Annotated in this window: 15 protein-coding genes; 8 read left to right on the top strand and 7 right to left on the bottom strand. The window is 71.9% G+C overall.

The window, feature by feature from the left end; genetic code table 11:
- The first annotated feature begins 65 nt into the window (after positions 1-65).
- A complete protein-coding gene (locus tag ACSHV8_RS07915; protein ID WP_436530880.1) occupies positions 66-566 on the top strand; it encodes a hypothetical protein in 501 nt (166 codons plus the stop codon).
- On the opposite strand, the gene ACSHV8_RS07920 is transcribed toward ACSHV8_RS07915, so the two are convergent.
- On the bottom strand, positions 563-1,723 hold the full coding sequence (locus ACSHV8_RS07920) for an MFS transporter (protein ID WP_436530882.1): 1,161 nt from the start codon (positions 1,721-1,723) through the stop codon (positions 563-565). The two genes, ACSHV8_RS07915 and ACSHV8_RS07920, sit on opposite strands and share 4 nt — an antisense overlap.
- A gap of 73 nt (positions 1,724-1,796) precedes the next feature.
- Here ACSHV8_RS07920 and ACSHV8_RS07925 point away from each other — a divergent pair, with 73 nt between their 5' ends.
- Positions 1,797-2,681 carry a LysR family transcriptional regulator gene (locus ACSHV8_RS07925; protein ID WP_436530884.1) on the top strand — a complete coding sequence of 295 codons (885 nt, stop codon included), beginning with the start codon at positions 1,797-1,799 and terminating at the stop codon, positions 2,679-2,681.
- Between the two features lie 38 nt (positions 2,682-2,719).
- Here the strand turns inward: ACSHV8_RS07925 and ACSHV8_RS07930 are convergent, their stop codons facing one another.
- The gene (locus ACSHV8_RS07930; protein WP_436530886.1) at positions 2,720-3,331 is read right to left on the bottom strand and encodes a hypothetical protein; all 612 of its coding nucleotides are present in this window, start codon (positions 3,329-3,331) and stop codon (positions 2,720-2,722) included.
- A 60-nt stretch (positions 3,332-3,391) separates the two neighbouring features.
- Entirely contained in the window at positions 3,392-4,081 is a 690-nt protein-coding gene (locus ACSHV8_RS07935; RefSeq protein WP_436530888.1) for a hypothetical protein, read from the bottom strand.
- A gap of 170 nt (positions 4,082-4,251) precedes the next feature.
- Here ACSHV8_RS07935 and ACSHV8_RS07940 point away from each other — a divergent pair, with 170 nt between their 5' ends.
- Both ACSHV8_RS07940 and ACSHV8_RS07945 read left to right on the top strand, forming a co-directional pair.
- Positions 4,252-4,434, top strand: coding sequence for an antitoxin (locus ACSHV8_RS07940; protein ID WP_436530890.1), 183 nt, complete (start codon positions 4,252-4,254; stop codon positions 4,432-4,434).
- Positions 4,435-4,618: 184 nt separating this feature from the next.
- Positions 4,619-5,074, top strand: a complete 456-nt coding sequence (locus ACSHV8_RS07945) for an SRPBCC family protein (protein WP_436530892.1) — start codon at positions 4,619-4,621, stop codon at positions 5,072-5,074.
- Here the strand turns inward: ACSHV8_RS07945 and ACSHV8_RS07950 are convergent.
- The 4 genes from ACSHV8_RS07950 to ACSHV8_RS07965 form a co-directional block, all read right to left on the bottom strand.
- Positions 5,071-5,844, bottom strand: a complete 774-nt coding sequence (locus ACSHV8_RS07950) for a hypothetical protein (protein WP_436530893.1) — start codon at positions 5,842-5,844, stop codon at positions 5,071-5,073. The two genes, ACSHV8_RS07945 and ACSHV8_RS07950, sit on opposite strands and share 4 nt — an antisense overlap.
- Positions 5,845-6,094: 250 nt before the next feature.
- The gene (locus ACSHV8_RS07955; RefSeq protein ID WP_436530895.1) at positions 6,095-6,394 is read right to left on the bottom strand and encodes an STAS domain-containing protein; all 300 of its coding nucleotides are present in this window, start codon (positions 6,392-6,394) and stop codon (positions 6,095-6,097) included.
- Positions 6,391-10,407 (bottom strand): SpoIIE family protein phosphatase, encoded by a 4,017-nt coding sequence (locus ACSHV8_RS07960; protein ID WP_436530897.1) that lies wholly within the window; start codon positions 10,405-10,407, stop codon positions 6,391-6,393. The genes ACSHV8_RS07955 and ACSHV8_RS07960 overlap by 4 nt, the downstream gene beginning before the upstream one ends.
- Positions 10,408-10,481: 74 nt before the next feature.
- A complete protein-coding gene (locus ACSHV8_RS07965; RefSeq protein WP_436530899.1) occupies positions 10,482-11,468 on the bottom strand; it encodes a LacI family DNA-binding transcriptional regulator in 987 nt (328 codons plus the stop codon).
- A gap of 73 nt (positions 11,469-11,541) precedes the next feature.
- Here ACSHV8_RS07965 and ACSHV8_RS07970 point away from each other — a divergent pair, with 73 nt between their 5' ends.
- The 4 genes from ACSHV8_RS07970 (at position 11,542) to ACSHV8_RS07985 (ending at position 15,772) form a co-directional block, all read left to right on the top strand.
- The gene (locus ACSHV8_RS07970) at positions 11,542-12,780 is read left to right on the top strand and encodes an MFS transporter (RefSeq protein WP_436530901.1); all 1,239 of its coding nucleotides are present in this window, start codon (positions 11,542-11,544) and stop codon (positions 12,778-12,780) included.
- A gap of 822 nt (positions 12,781-13,602) precedes the next feature.
- Positions 13,603-14,256: a response regulator transcription factor gene (locus tag ACSHV8_RS07975; protein WP_436530903.1), complete on the top strand. Its 654-nt coding sequence runs from the start codon at positions 13,603-13,605 to the stop codon at positions 14,254-14,256.
- A 3-nt stretch (positions 14,257-14,259) separates the two neighbouring features.
- Complete coding sequence (locus tag ACSHV8_RS07980) at positions 14,260-15,225, top strand: sensor histidine kinase (RefSeq protein WP_436530905.1); 966 nt, start codon at positions 14,260-14,262, stop codon at positions 15,223-15,225.
- Between the two features lie 25 nt (positions 15,226-15,250).
- Positions 15,251-15,772 (top strand): hypothetical protein, encoded by a 522-nt coding sequence (locus tag ACSHV8_RS07985; RefSeq protein WP_436530907.1) that lies wholly within the window; start codon positions 15,251-15,253, stop codon positions 15,770-15,772.
- Positions 15,773-15,775 lie beyond the last annotated feature (3 nt).

Raw genomic sequence — 15,775 nt, forward strand, 5'->3', positions numbered from 1 at the left:
GCCCGGACGGCGGCGGGCATCTATGATCACGGCTTTGCCGAACGTCGTGACGGGGGAGAGCCGCAGTGGGTGTGCCCAGGTGGATACGGGTCGGGGCCGGGCCGGCGCTGGTGAGCGCCCTGATCCTGGGCGGCCTGCTCGGCGCGCGGTATCTGCCGGAGAAGAAGCCCTCCGGGCCGGAGGCGATCGGGGAGTGCCGGATCAAGCCGGACAGCGTCCGGGACATCCGGGCCGAGAAGGTCCTGCTGGAGGCGCCGCGGCCGGACCGGTTCGGCGACGTGGACGACAGCGCGCTGCAGTGTGCCGGGGAGGTGGCGATGGCCGCGGTCAGCCGGCCGCTGACCGGGTCGGTGGCCGAGCAGGACGTGCGGGAGTTCTACGCCAAGCTGGCCGAGGGGTCGGGCTGGCACGCGCGGGACGACAAGAACGGGATCTACGCGGCGACCAAGGACGTGGACGGCGGCTGCCCGTGGTTGTTCACCGTGATCCCCGCGCAGTACGGCTACCAGCTGCAGGTCGTCTACCTGCCGAGCGGTGTCGACGACGGCAAGTGTTCCTGGGACTAGCCGGCCGGGGCGAGGATCGGCACGCGGCGCAGGGCGCCGGCCAGGATGCCGCTGACGGCGACGAAGACGGCGGCCAGGGTGACCACTCCCGGCCAGGCGGCCGCGGTCCAGGCCGTACCGGAAATGCTTCCGAAGATTGACGACCCGGCGTAGTAGGCGAAGAGATAGAGGGATGCCGCCTGGGCGGCCGGGACGCCGCCCGCGTGGGCCCGGACCGGGACCCAGCCGCTGGCCAGGCCGTGGACGCAGAAGAAACCGGCGGTGAGCACGGCCAGGCCGGTGATCAGCAGCGGCAGGTTGTCGGGCAGGGTGAGCAGCAGGCCGAGGATCATCAGCAGGCAGCCGAACGGCATGACCGCGCGCCGTCCGAAACGGTCGGCCAGGCGGCCGGCCAGGGTGGAGCTGAGGGTGCCGACCGGGTAGACGAGGAAGACCGCGCCGGCCGCCGCCGCGCCGAGGCCGAACGGGGCGCCGGTCAGGCGGAAGCCGATCGTGTTGTAGACGGCCACGAACGCGCCCATCGCGCACGCGCCGACCGCGTACAGGCTGATCAGGGCCGGGTCGGTGAGGGCCCGCCAGGTCATCGCCGCGGTCGGGCGGCGCACGAAGTTGCGGGACGGCGGCAGCGTCAGCCGGACCAGGACGGCGCAGATCAGGCCGAGGACGGCGACCGCGGCCAGCGCCCACCGCCAGCCGTAGGCCTGCGCGACCGTGCCGGTGACCAGGCGTCCGGCCATGCCGCCGAGCGCGGTGCCGCCGATGTAGAGGCCGGCAACGCGCGCCTGGACCTGGGCCGGCAGTTCCTCGCGCAGGTAGGCGGTGGCGACCGCGGGCAGCCCGGCCAGGGTGACGCCCTGCAGCAGTCGCAGCCCGAGCAGCACGTGCCAGCCGGGCGCGACCGCGCACCCGATGCCGACCAGCGCGGACAGGAACAGTGACAGGTGGATCAGCGGGGTGCGGCCGACTTTCTCGGACAGCGGTCCGGTGATCAGCAGCGCCACCCCGAGCCCGATGGTGGCCATGGACAGGGACCATGCGCTCTGGGCCGGGGTCACGCCGTACGCGCCGGCCAGCTCGGGCAGGACGGCCTGGGTGCTGTAGAGCAGGGCGAACGTCGCGACTCCGGCGGCGAACAGGGCGAACGAGGTGCGTCTCACCAGGCCAGTCTCAAGAGCCGGAAAGCATACGTCCAATGCATGGAAATCATAGAAGTCATGCCTGAGACGTATTATGAGCGTCGTGCAGATCGAGGATCTCCGCGGACTCCTGGCCCTGGGTGAGCATCGCCACGTCACCGAGGCCGCGGCCGCGCTCGGCACCAGCCAGCCGACCCTGTCGCGGCTGCTCTCCCGGGTCGAGGCCGAGCTCGGCGCCCGCTTGTTCGAACGGGACGCCAAGGGCGTCCATCCCAACCCGCTCGGTGACCTCACGCTGCTCGCGGCCAAAGAACTGGTCGAGAGGTACGACCGTCTGCGGCGGGACCTGGCCGGAACGCTCGACCCGGATTCGGGCACGGTCCGGCTCGCGTTCCTGGACTCGATGGCCACGTCGCTGGTGCCGCGGATCCTGCACGACGTCCGGGAACGCTTCCCGCGGCTGCGGGTTGAGCTGCGTCAGGAGCCCGGTCACGAGATGATGGCCGACCTGGACGCGGGCGTCGCCGAGCTCGCGTTGAACTGGGGGCCGCAGCGGCCGCCGTACGGCTGGATCGCTCTTCAGACGCAGGCCCTGGCGCTGATCGTGCCGCCGGGGCACCGTCTGGCCGGTCGGCCGCGGGCCCGCCTGGCCGACGTGGCCGGGGAGGATTTCGTGACCATCCCGCGCGGCTACGGTTTCCGCACCCTGGTCGACGACCTGTTCGCCGCGGCCGGGGTCACCCCGCGGGTCACCCTGGAGATCGGCGACCTGGCCACCGTGGAGAGCCTGGTCGGGGCCGGTCTGGGCGTGGGGCTGGTGCCGGAGCGGTTCGTCGGCGCGTCCGGCACGGTCGGGTTGCCGCTGAACGCGCCCGGCGCCGAGCGGGTCGTCGGCCTGACCTGGCGGGCCGACCGGCGGCTGACCCCGGCCGCCGACCGTTTCCGCGAGTTCGTCGCCGGGGCGGCGCCCTACCGCTAGGCGGCGAGGCCCGATGACCGAGCCTCGCCGGAACTACCTCAGGCGGCGGCGTTCAACATGGGTGCCGGCGCGAGCCGGGCCCATTCGAGCGTCGCCCGGTGCGCGAAGCGGTACACGTCCGCGTCGGTGACCGGTTTGCCGAACGCGTGCTCGTGCGCGTGCACCTCCGCGGTCATCACCAGCCTGATCAGGTCGGCCACCGATCCGGGGTGCTCCCGGCACAGCCGTGCGGCCACGGCGAGCTGCCGGTCGCTGACCTTGGCCAGGAATTCCGGCATGCCGGCCCGCCAGGCCGCCGCGTACACCAGGTAGCCGGCCGGCAGGTTGCCCGGTCCGCCGAGCACGTCGAGGATCCGGATCGGGTCGACCTGCGGCGCCGGGGCGTTGAACCCGGCGTACAGCAGACCGCCGGCGGCCATCAGGACCACCACGACCATCGCGAGCATCGGGTTGCCGGTGCCGATCGACAGGATCACGCCGAGCAGCATCAGGACGATGCCGCCGCCGAAGAACGCGGTCATGGTGCCGGTCTCGGCGTTCTTGCGCTGGGACTGCTCGATGCTCTTGTGGATCAGGTTGTTGAGAATCGGGTCGTCGGGTCGCCAGCCGTCGGCGCGAGCCGGCACACGACGTGGGGCGTCCTGCTCCATGTCTCCTCCATCCGTGGACTGCCGCGCCAATCGGTACGCGGCGGCACGGGTTGAGGAAAGTCAGGCGAGAAGGCACTCCCGCATCTGCTTGCCCGGGTTCCACTGCCCGACGATCCGGCTCACCGCCGGGTCCAGCACGTTCACGCTCTTGTTGCTGCGCATCTGGGTGCGGGCGGGCAGCGGCAGCGGCGGCGGGTCGGACATCTCGCCGCGCAGCGCGGTCGCCGCGGTGATCAGGTTGACGGCCAGGGTGGCGCCGTCGACGTCGACCAGGACGCGCCCGTACTCCCACCCGGCCAGGGTCAGGTCGAGGATCTCGAACATGTGCGAGAGCAGCGGCAGCGGGTCGACGATCCGCACGGTCGCGGGGGCCTGAGCGCCGATCACGGTGACCGCGGCGGCGACGTGCACGTACGGGTGCAGGCCGCGCGGCCGGGCGAACAGCGGCGACTTCAGGCGCTTGCCCGCGCTCTCCCACAGCTCGCGGTAGTTGCGCCGGTCGGCGGTCATGCCCAGGGCCGCGCTCTGGGTCGCGAAATCGGCGAACGCCGCGTCGGCGAACTCGCGCAGGATGCTCGCCGCGACCGCGACCCCGTCGATCCCTTCGAGCACGGCCGAGGCACGGACGGCCTGATCGCCGAGCTTGCCGTTGCCGTGTGGCCCGAACTGTCGTAGTTCGCGCAGGAGTTCCTGCTGCCGGGCCGGATCCAGCTGAATCCGTCGTTTACCGAGCCCTCGCAGCCAGCGCATGTCCCGCCTCGTCTCCAACCCGCGTGCCGAACCGTGGCAAATGCTAGAGGGCGGCGGCACGGCCCTTTCTGTCACCCTTCTTATTGCGTACGCCATCAACGGCGTGTCCGCTGGCCGCCACGCGGCGTAGGTTTTCGAGAGCAAACGGATCTTCGAGAGGGTGGTGAGCGATGAGCTTCCTGGACAAGGCCAAGGATTTCATCGACAAGCACGACGAGCAGGTCGACCAGGCGCTGGAGAAGGTGGGTGAGCAGATCGACGACCGGACCGGCGGAAAGTACACGTCACACATCGACAAGGCGGTCGACGAGGCCCAGCGCCGCACCGGCGACGGCGACACCCACACCCCATAAGATCAACCCCATTCGCGCGTACGTCGGGTGAGGGCCGCCCCGCGCAGCCCCCGCCCGCGACGCCCGGGGCGGGCCAGGGACCGGCCCGGGGGAGACCAGGGTCCGGCACGGGCTCGACGGGGCGGGCTCACCGGGCAATCTCTGTGGTGTCAGCGAGAGCACGACACCAACCAGGGAGCCGGCCATGTCCACGATTCACTTCACCGAGATCAGCACCGCCACCCCCGAGCAGCTTCTGGCCGGCATCACCGACTTCGGCCCGGGCCGCCAGGAGCTGTTCGCGAACAGCTCGGACGCCGGCCTGCAGGTGCACGCGACCGGCCCGGACTGGGCCGACGTCACCGAGGGCGGAGGCGGCGTCTGGGAGCGGCTGCGCTACGACTGGTCGAACCCGCGCCGGATCGTCATGACCACCACCGACTCGAACCTGTGGGGCGGCGCGTCGGGCCACACCTACACGCTCACCCCGCAGCCCGACGGCACGACCCGCCTGGACGCGGTCGTGGTCCGCGAAGGCAAGAACGCCAAGGGCCGGTTCACCGGTTTCCTGCTGGGCTCGGTGGCCAAGGGCGCGCTGGGCAAGGCCCTGCACAACACCGTGAAGGCGATCGAGACCCGGCACGCCGTGAAGAGCAGCTAGGGCAGCGGCGGTGTGGTGCCGATGCACTGGCGGGTGAGCACGCGCGTCCGGGTCCGGTGGATCGGGCCGCGGCGGGTGTGCTCACCGGGGCAGACGTGACCGCGGGGGGCCGGGTCGGCGCCGGCCAGGGCGTCGCGGCCCAGCGCGGCCAGGGCCGGCGCGCGGCGGGCATCGCGGGTCGCCGGGGCGATGATCACGGCGTACCGGAAGGAAATGGTCTGATCGTCGGCCAGAAGATGCGTGCCGGCGCCGAAGGGCGCCGGGCTGAGACCGGCCGGCCAGGGCGGGGGATGGGCCAGGTTGGCCGAGTCGTCGACGACGACGAGCGTGAAGTCCCGATGGTGGGCCGCCTGCCACTCCGAGCGGGCGGCGGACGGTGCCGCGATCGCTCGGAGGGACAGCGACGGGCCGGCCAGCGGCAGAGCGCGGCCCGAAACGTTGGTGACCGTGTTCTCGAAGAGCAGCAGCCAGGTGTCGTCGCCGCTCGCCGACGCGGTCAGGGAGCGCCACTCGTCGACCGCGGCCCAGCGCAGCCGGTGGGCGATCGTCGCGGTGGACGCGGTGGCCGAGAGTTCGGTGAGCGTCCGGTGGACGGCGTCGCCCGGATCGGCGTGCGGCGGGGTCCAGGCGAGGACGCCGGGCAGGGCGGCGCCGGCGCGGGTGCGCAGCGCGGCGACGTGCGGCCGGGGGCCGCCGAACACGTACCGGAAAAGGGTCGTGTCGCCGCAGGTGACCGTGACCGAACGGCCTTCCGTGAGGCCCGCGCGCATCCGGGTCATGCGGCCGGGTGCCGTCGGGAGATCGGGGACCGCACGCGTCTCCTCCTCGCAGGTTCGACTCGGTGTCGAGCGCACAAATTCCGACGCTTTCGCTCACGAACAAGCAGAGTCAACCCTGGGTTCCGGGGCACGTCAAGGCCGCATCCGTTAACGGGTGGGTAACGGGCGCGTGGGGGAGTGCGATCAAAACGTCACCGAAGGTGACTGTTCGTCATCCGAACACGAACGAACAAACGCTAGGTCAGAGCGTCCGTACCCGGGTGATGTCGGTGAGACCGGAAACGGTCAGAAGGGGCGTCAGCAGCGGCCCGGTGACGACCTCGATCCGATCCGCGTGGTGGAACAGCGCGGCCAGCCCGGCACTGTCCAGGTACTCCACCGCGGTCAGGTCGACCACCAGCGGGCGACCGACCGGCGGCACCGCCTCGCCCAGCGCCGCCGCGAACGTCTCCGCGTTGCTCATGTCGATCTCCCCGGCCGCGGTGAGAACCGGAGCGCCGTCGGGGTCCTGGCCGGTGGTCAGCGTGAGCGCGGTGGTCATGACGCGATCCTCGTCTGCATCTCGATGATGGTCCCGGTGGTGCTGGTGGTGATGGTGACCTCGCCCATGAAAGCCCGCATCAGCATGATGCCGCGCCCGCGATGTGGGTTGTCGCCCGGCCGGGGGATCCGCCAGCGGCCGGTGTCGGACACGATGAGCCGCAGCGCGTCCGCGGTCGCCGCCGCCCGCAGCCGGATCGACCCGCCGGACCGGTCACGGTGACCGTGCTCGATCGCGTTGGCGCACGCCTCCCCGGCCGCGACCAGCACGTTCTGCGCAATGACGGGGTCCACGCCGCAGCGTTCCAGCCAGCCGCGCAGTGCGCTGCGGATCGGCGCCAGACGGGACGACTCGGCCGGGAACTCGATCTCCAGCGGGCCGGGCTGGCGGTAGAGCAGCAGCGCCACGTCGTCGTCGTAGCCACCGGCCGGCGCCAGGTTGTCCATCACCTCGGTGGCCAGGTCCTCGATCGGGGTCCGCCGGCCCAGCTGCACGGCGGCCGCGGCCTGGTCGATGCCCTGGGTCAGCGGCTGCCGGCGGCGCTCGACGAGCCCGTCGGTGTAGAGCAGCAGCGTGGTCCGCGGCGGCAGGTCGTACGTCGCCTCGTGCCGCTCCTCCTCCGGCCGCACCGCGATCGGCCGCGACCGCCCCTGGTCGAGCAGAACCGTCGTGCCGTCGGCCAGCGCCACGATCGGCGGCGGGTGACCGGCCGCCGAGTAGCGCAGGTGCCCGCTCGCCGGATCGAGCACCCCGCAGAACACGGTCGCGCAGCTCGCGCCCGGCAGCAGCGCCGCGAACCGGTCGAGCGCCCGCAGGGCCCGGGCCGGGTGGGAGTCCTGCAGCAGCAGCGCGCGGCAGGCCGAGCGGAGCTGACCCATCACGGTCGCCGCCTGCAGACCGTGGCCGACGCAGTCGCCGACCACGATGCCGATCCGGCCGTCCGAGAGCGGGATCGTGTCGTACCAGTCGCCGCCGACCTTCAGCGGGCGGGTGGCCGGCTCGTAGCGGACCGCGAAACCGACCGGCAGCTGCGCCGGGCCGAGGATCGCCCGCTGCAGGGCCAGGGCGGTCTCGCGCTGCTGGTCGATCTGGTGCACCCGGCGCAAACCCTGACCGAGGTGCCCGGCCAGCAGCGCCAGCAACGTCTGGTCCTGCTCGGTGAACGGCCGCCGCGGGCCCGGCTCGACCCACAGGACCAGCGTGCCCTGCGGGTGTTCGAGGGTGATCCCGGCGCCCGCGCCGCGCTCGGCGATCGGGGTCAGCAGCGGGCGGTCGCGCAGCGCGAGGAGCCGCCCCTGCGGCACGGTGTCCCACGTCAAGGCCGGATCGGTGCTGGTCACGGCCGGTGGCGCATCGCCGTCGAAGACCGCGGCCAGCACGTACGACGCCTGCCACAGCCCGCGCAGCTCGTCCAGCGCCCCGCCGAGCGCGTCCCCGAGATCGTCCGCGTCGGACAGGCGCATGCTCAGCGAGGCGAGCGCGGTCTCCCGCTGGATCGCGTAGTGCTCGTCGGTCACGTCCCGGAACGTCCCCACGATCACCCGGCGCCCGCTCTCCGGGTCCCGCACGTGGTTGAACGCGGCCGCGACCCACAGCTGGTGGCCGTCCCGGTGCCGCACCGGGATCGTGTAGTCGCCCTGCCGCCGCTCGATGAGCATGTCGAACGCGGCCTGCACCTGCGCGCGCCCCTCGCCGTCGGAGGCGGGATCCGGCCACCAGGGGTGGACCGGCACGTACGGGAGACCTTCGGGTCCGAATCCGATCATGTCGGTGAACGCCGTGTTGATCTCGATGACGGCGCCGTCCTCGTCGCAGACGAAGAACGCCTCCTGCAGCGAGTCGACCAGTGCCGTCCGCCACCGGGCGTGATGGTTGCGCAGCCGGGCCAGCTCCACGTTGGCCCGGACCCGGGCCAGCAGCTCGGCCGCCGAGAACGGCTTGAACAGGTAGTCGTCGGCGCCCGCCTCCAGGCCCTCGATCGACGCCTCCTCGCCGGCCCGGGCCGAGAGCAGCAGCACCGGCACCCCGGCCGTACGGGTGTCCCCGCGCAGCGCCGCGACCAGCTCCAGCCCGGTCATCCGGGGCATCATCACGTCACTGACCACCAGGTCGGGCGCCTCGGCCCGGACCGCGTCGAGCGCCTCCCGCCCGTCGGCGGCCGTGGTCACCCGGTGCCCGGCCGAACGCAGCAGCCGGGTCAGGTAGTCGCGCATGTCGGCGTTGTCGTCGGCGACCACGATGTCGGCCGCGTTCCCGACCAGCTGGGTCGGCGCCTCCGGCTCGGGCGGCGCGGCCCCGGGCAGCCAGCGGGCGGCCTCCTGCAGGAACGGCTCGGCGGTGGCGGTGACCGAGGTGACCTCGCCCGGGGCCACGACCGCGTCGGCCGGCAGGTGCGCGGCGCCGAACGGCAGCCGGATCGTGAACGTGGTGCCCTTGTCCGGTGTGCTGTCCGCGGTGACCGTGCCCCGGTGCAGCCCGACCAGCTCCTTCACCATGGCCAGGCCGATGCCGCTGCCCTCGTTGGACCGGGAGCGCGCGTTGTCGATCCGGTGGAAACGCTCGAACAGCCGGGGCATCTCGTCGGCGGCCACCCCGATCCCGGTGTCGGCGACGGTCACCACCGCCTCGCCGCCCCCGGCCCGCACGGCGACCCGGATCGAGCCGTCGAAGGTGAACTTCAGCGCGTTGCTGAGCAGGTTGAGGACGACCTTCTCCCACATGCTCCGGTCCACCAGCACCGGCTCCGGCAGCGCCGGGCAGTCCACCTCGAAGACCAGGCCGGCCCGCTCGACCGCGGACCGGAACACGCTGGCCAGCTCGGTCGTGGTCGCCGACAGGTCGACCGGCTCGTAGCGCGCCTGCATCCGGCCGGCCTCCAGCCGGGAGAAGTCCAGCAGCGCGTTGACCAGCTTGCCCAGCCGCAGCCCGTTGCGCCGCATGACCTCCAGCTCGTCCCGGATGCCCGGGTCGGCGTCGCCGAGCCGGGTCCGCAGCTCGTCCAGCGGGCCCATGATCAGGGTCAGCGGGGTCCGGAACTCGTGGCTGATGTTGGAGAAGAACGTGGTCTTGGCCCGGTCCAGCTCGGCCAGCTCCTCGGCCCGCCGCTGCTGGGCCTGGTAGCTGCGGGCACCGGCGATCCCGGCCGACACGTGGCCGGCGGCCAGCTCGACGAAGCCCCGGTAGGCGTCGTTCAGCGGACGGTAGCGATTCAGCGCGGCGACCAAGAAGCCGTCCGAGGCCAGCGGCACCACCAGCGCCTGACGCGGGGGATCGGGCCACTCGCCGGTGGGCAGCCCCGGCCCGTCCAGCTCGACCAGCCCCTCCCGGCCGTCGAACGTGTCGACCAGGGGATGGTCGGCGGCGATACCGGTCGACGAGCGCAGCCGCGGCCGCCCGTCCTCGTCGTACTGAAAGGTCAGGGTGAACGGCAGGTCGCGCCGGTTCTTCTCCAGCTGCCGGGCGGCGAACGCCAGGGTCTCCCCCTCGGTCCGGATCACGCTCGGGTCCGAACCCAGGTCGCGCAGCGTCGCCATCCGCCGCTCGGCGATCACCCGGTCGGTCTCCTCGCTGACCACGCAGAGGAACCCGACCAGCACACCGTCGTCGTCGCGCAGCGGACTGTACGAGAACGTGTGGTAGCTCTCCTCCGGGTAACCGGACCGCTCCAGGAACAGCAGCAGGCTCTCGTCCCAGGTGGCGTTCCCGGTGTCGAGCACGTTCTGGATCCGCGGGCCGATGTCCTCCCAGATCTCGGCCCACACCTCGCGCGCCGGGCGGCCCAGCGCCCACGGGTACTTACCGCCCAGCGTGTCCCGGCGGTAGGAGGCGTTGCAGAAGAACGTCAGCTCCGGGCCCCAGGCCATCCACATCGAGAACCGCGAGGACAGCAGGATGCTCACCGCGGTCCGCAGGCTCTGCGGCCACTGTTCGGGCGGGCCGAGCGGGGTGTTCTCCCAGTCGACCGCGGCCAGATCGCGGCCGACCTCGGCGTCCGCGGCGAAGACGTCGTTCACGGTACGAATATCTCCTCACCGGCACAGAGCGCTCATAAAAATACGCGCACGACTCACTCGGACGGCACGCGGTCCTACCCGGGAGCGGCGGTCGTCTCCCGTACGACCAGGCGCGGAGCGACCACGATCTCCCGCTCACCACCTGGTTTGCCCTCGGCCCGTTCCACCGCGCGGGTGACGGCGTGGGTGGCCATCGCGGTCACGTCCTGCGCGATCGTGGTGAGGGCGATGTGCCCGAGACGACTGAACGAGCTGTCGTCGTAGCCCACCACACTGAGATCACCCGGCACCCTCCGCCCGTTCCCGCGGACCACGTCGAGCAGACCGGTCGCGCTCAGGTCGTTGAACACGGTCACCGCCGTCGTCGCATCGTCCAGGAGCTCCGCCGCGGCCCGCGCGCCGTCTTCTTCCCCAGACCCACCAGGAATTATGCGTACGTGGTGAGCAAGGCCATGCCGGCCCATGGCCTCCTCGTAGCCCCGCCGTCGCTCGGCCGCCTCGTGCAGCTCGCCGCCGTCCACGTGCGCGATGCGCCGGTGACCGAGACCGACCAGGTGGTCCACGGCCTGATGGGACCCGAGCATCTCGTCGGTGCGCACCACGTCCACCCCGCGCCGCCGCACCGACCGCATCATCGCCACCACCGGGCGCTGCTCGGCCAGGACGGCCAGCGCGGTCGCCGGCATCCGGGGCGTGAGCAGCACGAACGCCTCACACCGGTCCTCCAGCAGCTCGGCCACGGCGGTCCGCTCGTCCCGCCGCGGCGTCACCGCGCTCAGCGTCAGCTGATAGCCGGCCCGCCCGGCCGCGTCGTACAGCCCGGTCAGCACGTCCACGTGGAACGGGTGCCGCACGTCGAACGTCACCCCGAGCAGCTGACTGCGGCCGCTGCGCAGCAGCCGGGCCCGGGTGTCGGGCCGGTAGTCCAGCCGCTTCGCTACCTCCAGGACCCGTTCACGGGTGGCCGCGCCGGCCCCGGGAGCCCCGCGCATGACGATCGAGACGAGGGCGACCGAGACACCGGCCTCGGCGGCCACGTCGGCCAGGGTGACCCTGCTCATGAGCCGATCCTAGCGATGTGACTCTTAGAACGTTCTATCGCGGCATTTACTAGAACGTTCTAGAGTCCGGGGTGTGGAATCGCTGACCTCCGGCCGCCGCTGGGCGGCCCTGCTCGCCCTCTCGCTGGGCGGCTTCGGACTCGGGCTGACCGAGTTCGTGGCCATGGGACTGTTGCCGGAGATCGCCCGCGATCTCCTCCCGTCGGAGTACGCGCACTCCGCGCCCGACGCGGTGGCGCACGCCGGATGGATGATCACGACGTACGCGCTCGGTGTCGTGGCCGGGGCGCCCACCATCGCCGCACTGACCGCCCGCGTGCCGCGCCGGCGCCTGGTCCTCGGGCTGCTCGGGCTGATGGTCGCCGGGACGACGGCGTCGGCGCTGGCGCCGACGTTCGAACTGGTGCTGGCCGGGCGGTTCATCGCCGCGCTGGCCCACGGCGCCTACTTCGGGGCGGCCGGGATCCTCGCCGCCTCCATCCTCGGCCCCGGAAACCAGGGCAAAGGCGTCGCACTGGTCATCGGTGGGCTGACCGCGGCCAACATCTTCGGAGTCCCGCTGATCACCGGGCTCGGCCAGTCCCAGGGCTGGCGGGCGGCCTACCTGGCGGTGGCCGCGGTCTTCGCGCTCACCCTGGTCGCCGCGGCGCTGGTCGTGCCCGCGGTCGCGGCGGCCCCGGGCGGATCGCCCCGGGCCGAACTGGCCGCGTTCCGCTCACCCCGGGTGTGGCTCGCGGCGGCCGTCGTGGCCGTCGGACCGGCCGGGTTCTTCGCGGTCAACAGCTACGTCGCGCCGGTCACCACACACGTCACCGGCCTGTCGGCGTCCACGGTCCCGTGGGTGCTGGCGGTGATGGGGCTGGGGATGTCGGCCGGGATCGCGGCCGGCGGGTGGGCCGCCGACCGGGACCTGCGCCGCACCGTGTTCTGGGGTCTCGCCGGACTGCTCGCGTCGGTGGTGCTCTTCGGCCTGACCGCCGCCCACCCGGCCGGCCTGTTCGTCAGCGCGTTCCTGGTCGGCGCAGCCAGCCTGTTCATCGTGCCCGCCCTGCAAGGCCAGCTGATGGTGGCGGCGCCGGGGACACAGCTGATGGGGGCCGCGGTGAACCAGTCGGCCATCAACCTGTCCAACAGCCTGGGGGCCGCCATCGGTGGTGCGGCCATCGCCGCCGGATGGGGGTACCTGTCGTCGGCCTGGCTGGGCGTGGCCCTGGCCGCGGCGGGACTGCTGCTGGCCGTGCTCTACTTCCGCTTCGACCGCGCCCCGGTGGCCGCCGCCGAACCCGCCCGGGAGCCGGTCCCCGCCCTCTAACCCACCCCCACCCACCTCACCCCACCTCACCTCACCTGCGCCACCCGCCCCGAGTCGCCCGGTCCCGTCCCGAGTCGCCCGGTCCCGCGCCACCTAACACCGCCCGCGCCTCCTCGCCTCGCCCGTTTTGTCCCACCCGCGTCGCCTGCCCTGTTCATGTCCGTGTCCGTGTCGCTCCGTTCGCGTCGCCCGGGCTCGCCCCGTCGCCTCAGGCAAATGTCCGCGCCGGTCATCGTTACTGCGGCCGCGCCGGCCCCGCGGGTGGTCCGGGTCGGGTTGCCAGGCCCCGTTCGCCTTTGGTCCCGGTTGCTGCCGCCGGGCCTGGTCCACGGGTGGTCCCGGTCGGATTGCCAGGCACCGCCCGCTCCGGTCACCGTGGCTGCCGCCGCGTCCGGTCCGTGGGTGGTCCCGGTTTCCGCACCCGCAGCCTGCTCAGCTGGCGCTGACGGTTGTCCCAACCCCCTGCTGGCAGCCGCTGTCGCCAGCTCGGCGTGCTCGGCTGGCGCTGACGGTTGTCTCGCTGCCCATCGGCAGCTGTGGGCGCCAGCTCGCTGTCCTCGGCTGGTGCTGAGGGTCGTTCTGGCGCCGGGAGGCAACCATCAGTGCCAGCTGAAGGCGGCCGGCTGGTGCTGATGGTCGTTTTCGCTGCCCGGAGACAGCCACCAGCGCCAGCTCGGCGTTGCCAGCTGGCGCTGGTGGTCGTTTCGGGGGTCGGAAAGCAGCCGTGAGTGCCAGCTGAGGGTTGTCGGCTGGTGCTGGGGGCTGTCGGGGGTGGGGCGGTGTTGACGGCTGGTTGACGGGGGTGTTCGTAGGCTGCGCGGCATGAGGGTCCTGGTGGTGGAGGATCATGTGCGGCTCGCCGGGTCGGTGGCGCGGGTGTTGCGGCGCGAAGGGATGGCCGTCGACGTCGCGCATGACGGGGTGGGTGCGTTGGAGCGGGCCGCCGAGGTCGACTACGACGTGGTCGTGCTGGATCGTGACCTGCCCGGGGTGCACGGTGACGACGTGTGTGGCGAGCTGATGCGGGAGCCGGCCCGGACCCGGGTGTTGATGTTGACCGCGGCCGGGGCGCTGGCCGATCGGGTGCGGGGGCTGACCATCGGCGCCGACGACTATCTGGCCAAGCCGTTCGCTTTTCCCGAGTTGGTGGCCCGGGTCCGGGCGCTCGGCCGCCGGACTCAGACGGCCTTGCCGCCGACGTTGACCAGCGGGGATGTCGCGCTGGATCCGGCGCGGCGGGCGGCTACGCGGCACGGTTCGCGGCTGGCGCTGAATCCGAAGGAATTGGCGGTTCTCGAATATCTTATGTCGGCGCGCGGGCGGGTGGTCTCGGCCGAGGAATTGCTGGACCGGGTGTGGGATTCCGCGACGGATCCGTTCACGACGACGGTCAAGGCGACCGTGAATCGGCTGCGGGCGAAGCTCGGTGAACCGCCCGTCATCGAGACGGTGCCCCGCTCGGGATATCGGATCTAGGGTATGGCGGTCCGGTTGCGGCTGACCATTCTGTACGGCGTTCTGTTCCTCCTTTCCGGCATCGTCCTGCTCGCGGTCACCTTTGTGCTGGTCGCGCACGGCGGCACGAACGCCGTGGCCGGTGACCGGGAAGGATCACCGACCGGGGATGTCGTGACCACCGTCGTGACGATCAGTGCGCTGCGCGGCCAGGTTCTGCACGAGTTGTTCGTGAAGTCCGGGCTGGTGCTGGCGGTCATGCTGGGCGTCTCGATGGGGCTGGGCTGGGTGGTGGCCGGCCGGGTGCTGCGACCGCTGCATGTGATGACGGGCCGGTTGCGGGCCGCGCTGGACTCGCACAAACGGTTCGTGGCGAATGCCGCGCACGAGCTTCGCACGCCGTTGACCTGGGAACATGCGTTGCTGGAGGAGACCCTGACGGATCCGGGGGCGACCGTGGAGACGTACCGGGCGCAGTTCGCCGAGCTGATGGCGGTCAGCGAGCAGCGGGCCCGGCTCCTGGAGTCGTTGCTGGTGCTGGCGACCAGCGAGCGCGGGCTGGACCGGCGGGAGCACGTGGATCTTTCCGCGCTGGCCGCGGACGTTCTGCGGGCCGGGCCGGCCGATCTCGTGGTGGAGACCGACCTTCGCCCGGCGGCCACGAACGGCGATCCGGCCCTGGTCGAGCGCCTGATCGCCAATCTGGTCGACAACGCGTTCAGTCACAATGTGCCGGGTGGCCGGGTGGAGGTGCGCACCGAGGGTTCGGCGGTGGCGGTGTCGAACACCGGGCCCGTCATTTCCCCGGCCCTGGTGGAGCGTCTTTTCCAACCATTTCAAAGGCTTGCGCGTACGGCCGACGACCGTCACCACGGATTGGGCCTGTCCATTGTCCGGTCGATAGCGATCGCGCACGCGGCCGACCTGTCCGTCCACGCCCGCCCCGAGGGCGGCCTGTCGATCCGGGTCGATTTTGTGCCCGTGGTGTGACCGGCCGAGGCGTACAACGATGGTCATGTCTCGAAAAATTGTGATACCGCTGCTTTTTCTGATCGCGATCGCGGGCTGCACCGGCAAGACCGAGGATCCGAATGTGGCGACCGCCAACCCTGGCGTGATCCGGTCCAGCGGGGCCGCGGCGAAAGCGGACCGGTCGCCGCTCGCCTATTCGCAATGCATGCGGGCGCAGGGCCTGACCTGGTTCCCGGACCCGGATGCGCAGGGCCGACTGAAGGTGAGCACGCCCGACGACGCCGATCCGAAAAAGGTCGAGGCGGCGGAACAGGCGTGCCGGAAATACGCGCCCTGGGAGGGGCCGGGCGACCCGATTCCGGCCGACGAGCTCGCGAAACTGCGGCAGGTGGCCCAGTGCATGCGGGATCACGGATTCACGAACTGGCCCGACCCGAACGCCGACGGGAGCACCCGGGTCGACTCCAGGAAGCTCGGTGTGGAGGCCGACGATCCGAAAGTGCGCGAGGCTCAGGAGGATTGCCAGAAGTACGCGCCCACGCCGAGGGGCAGAACCGGTTCCTGACCC

Origin of the sequence: Actinoplanes sp. HUAS TT8, from assembly GCF_051380535.1 — a bacterium.
Lineage (GTDB): Bacteria > Actinomycetota > Actinomycetes > Mycobacteriales > Micromonosporaceae > Actinoplanes.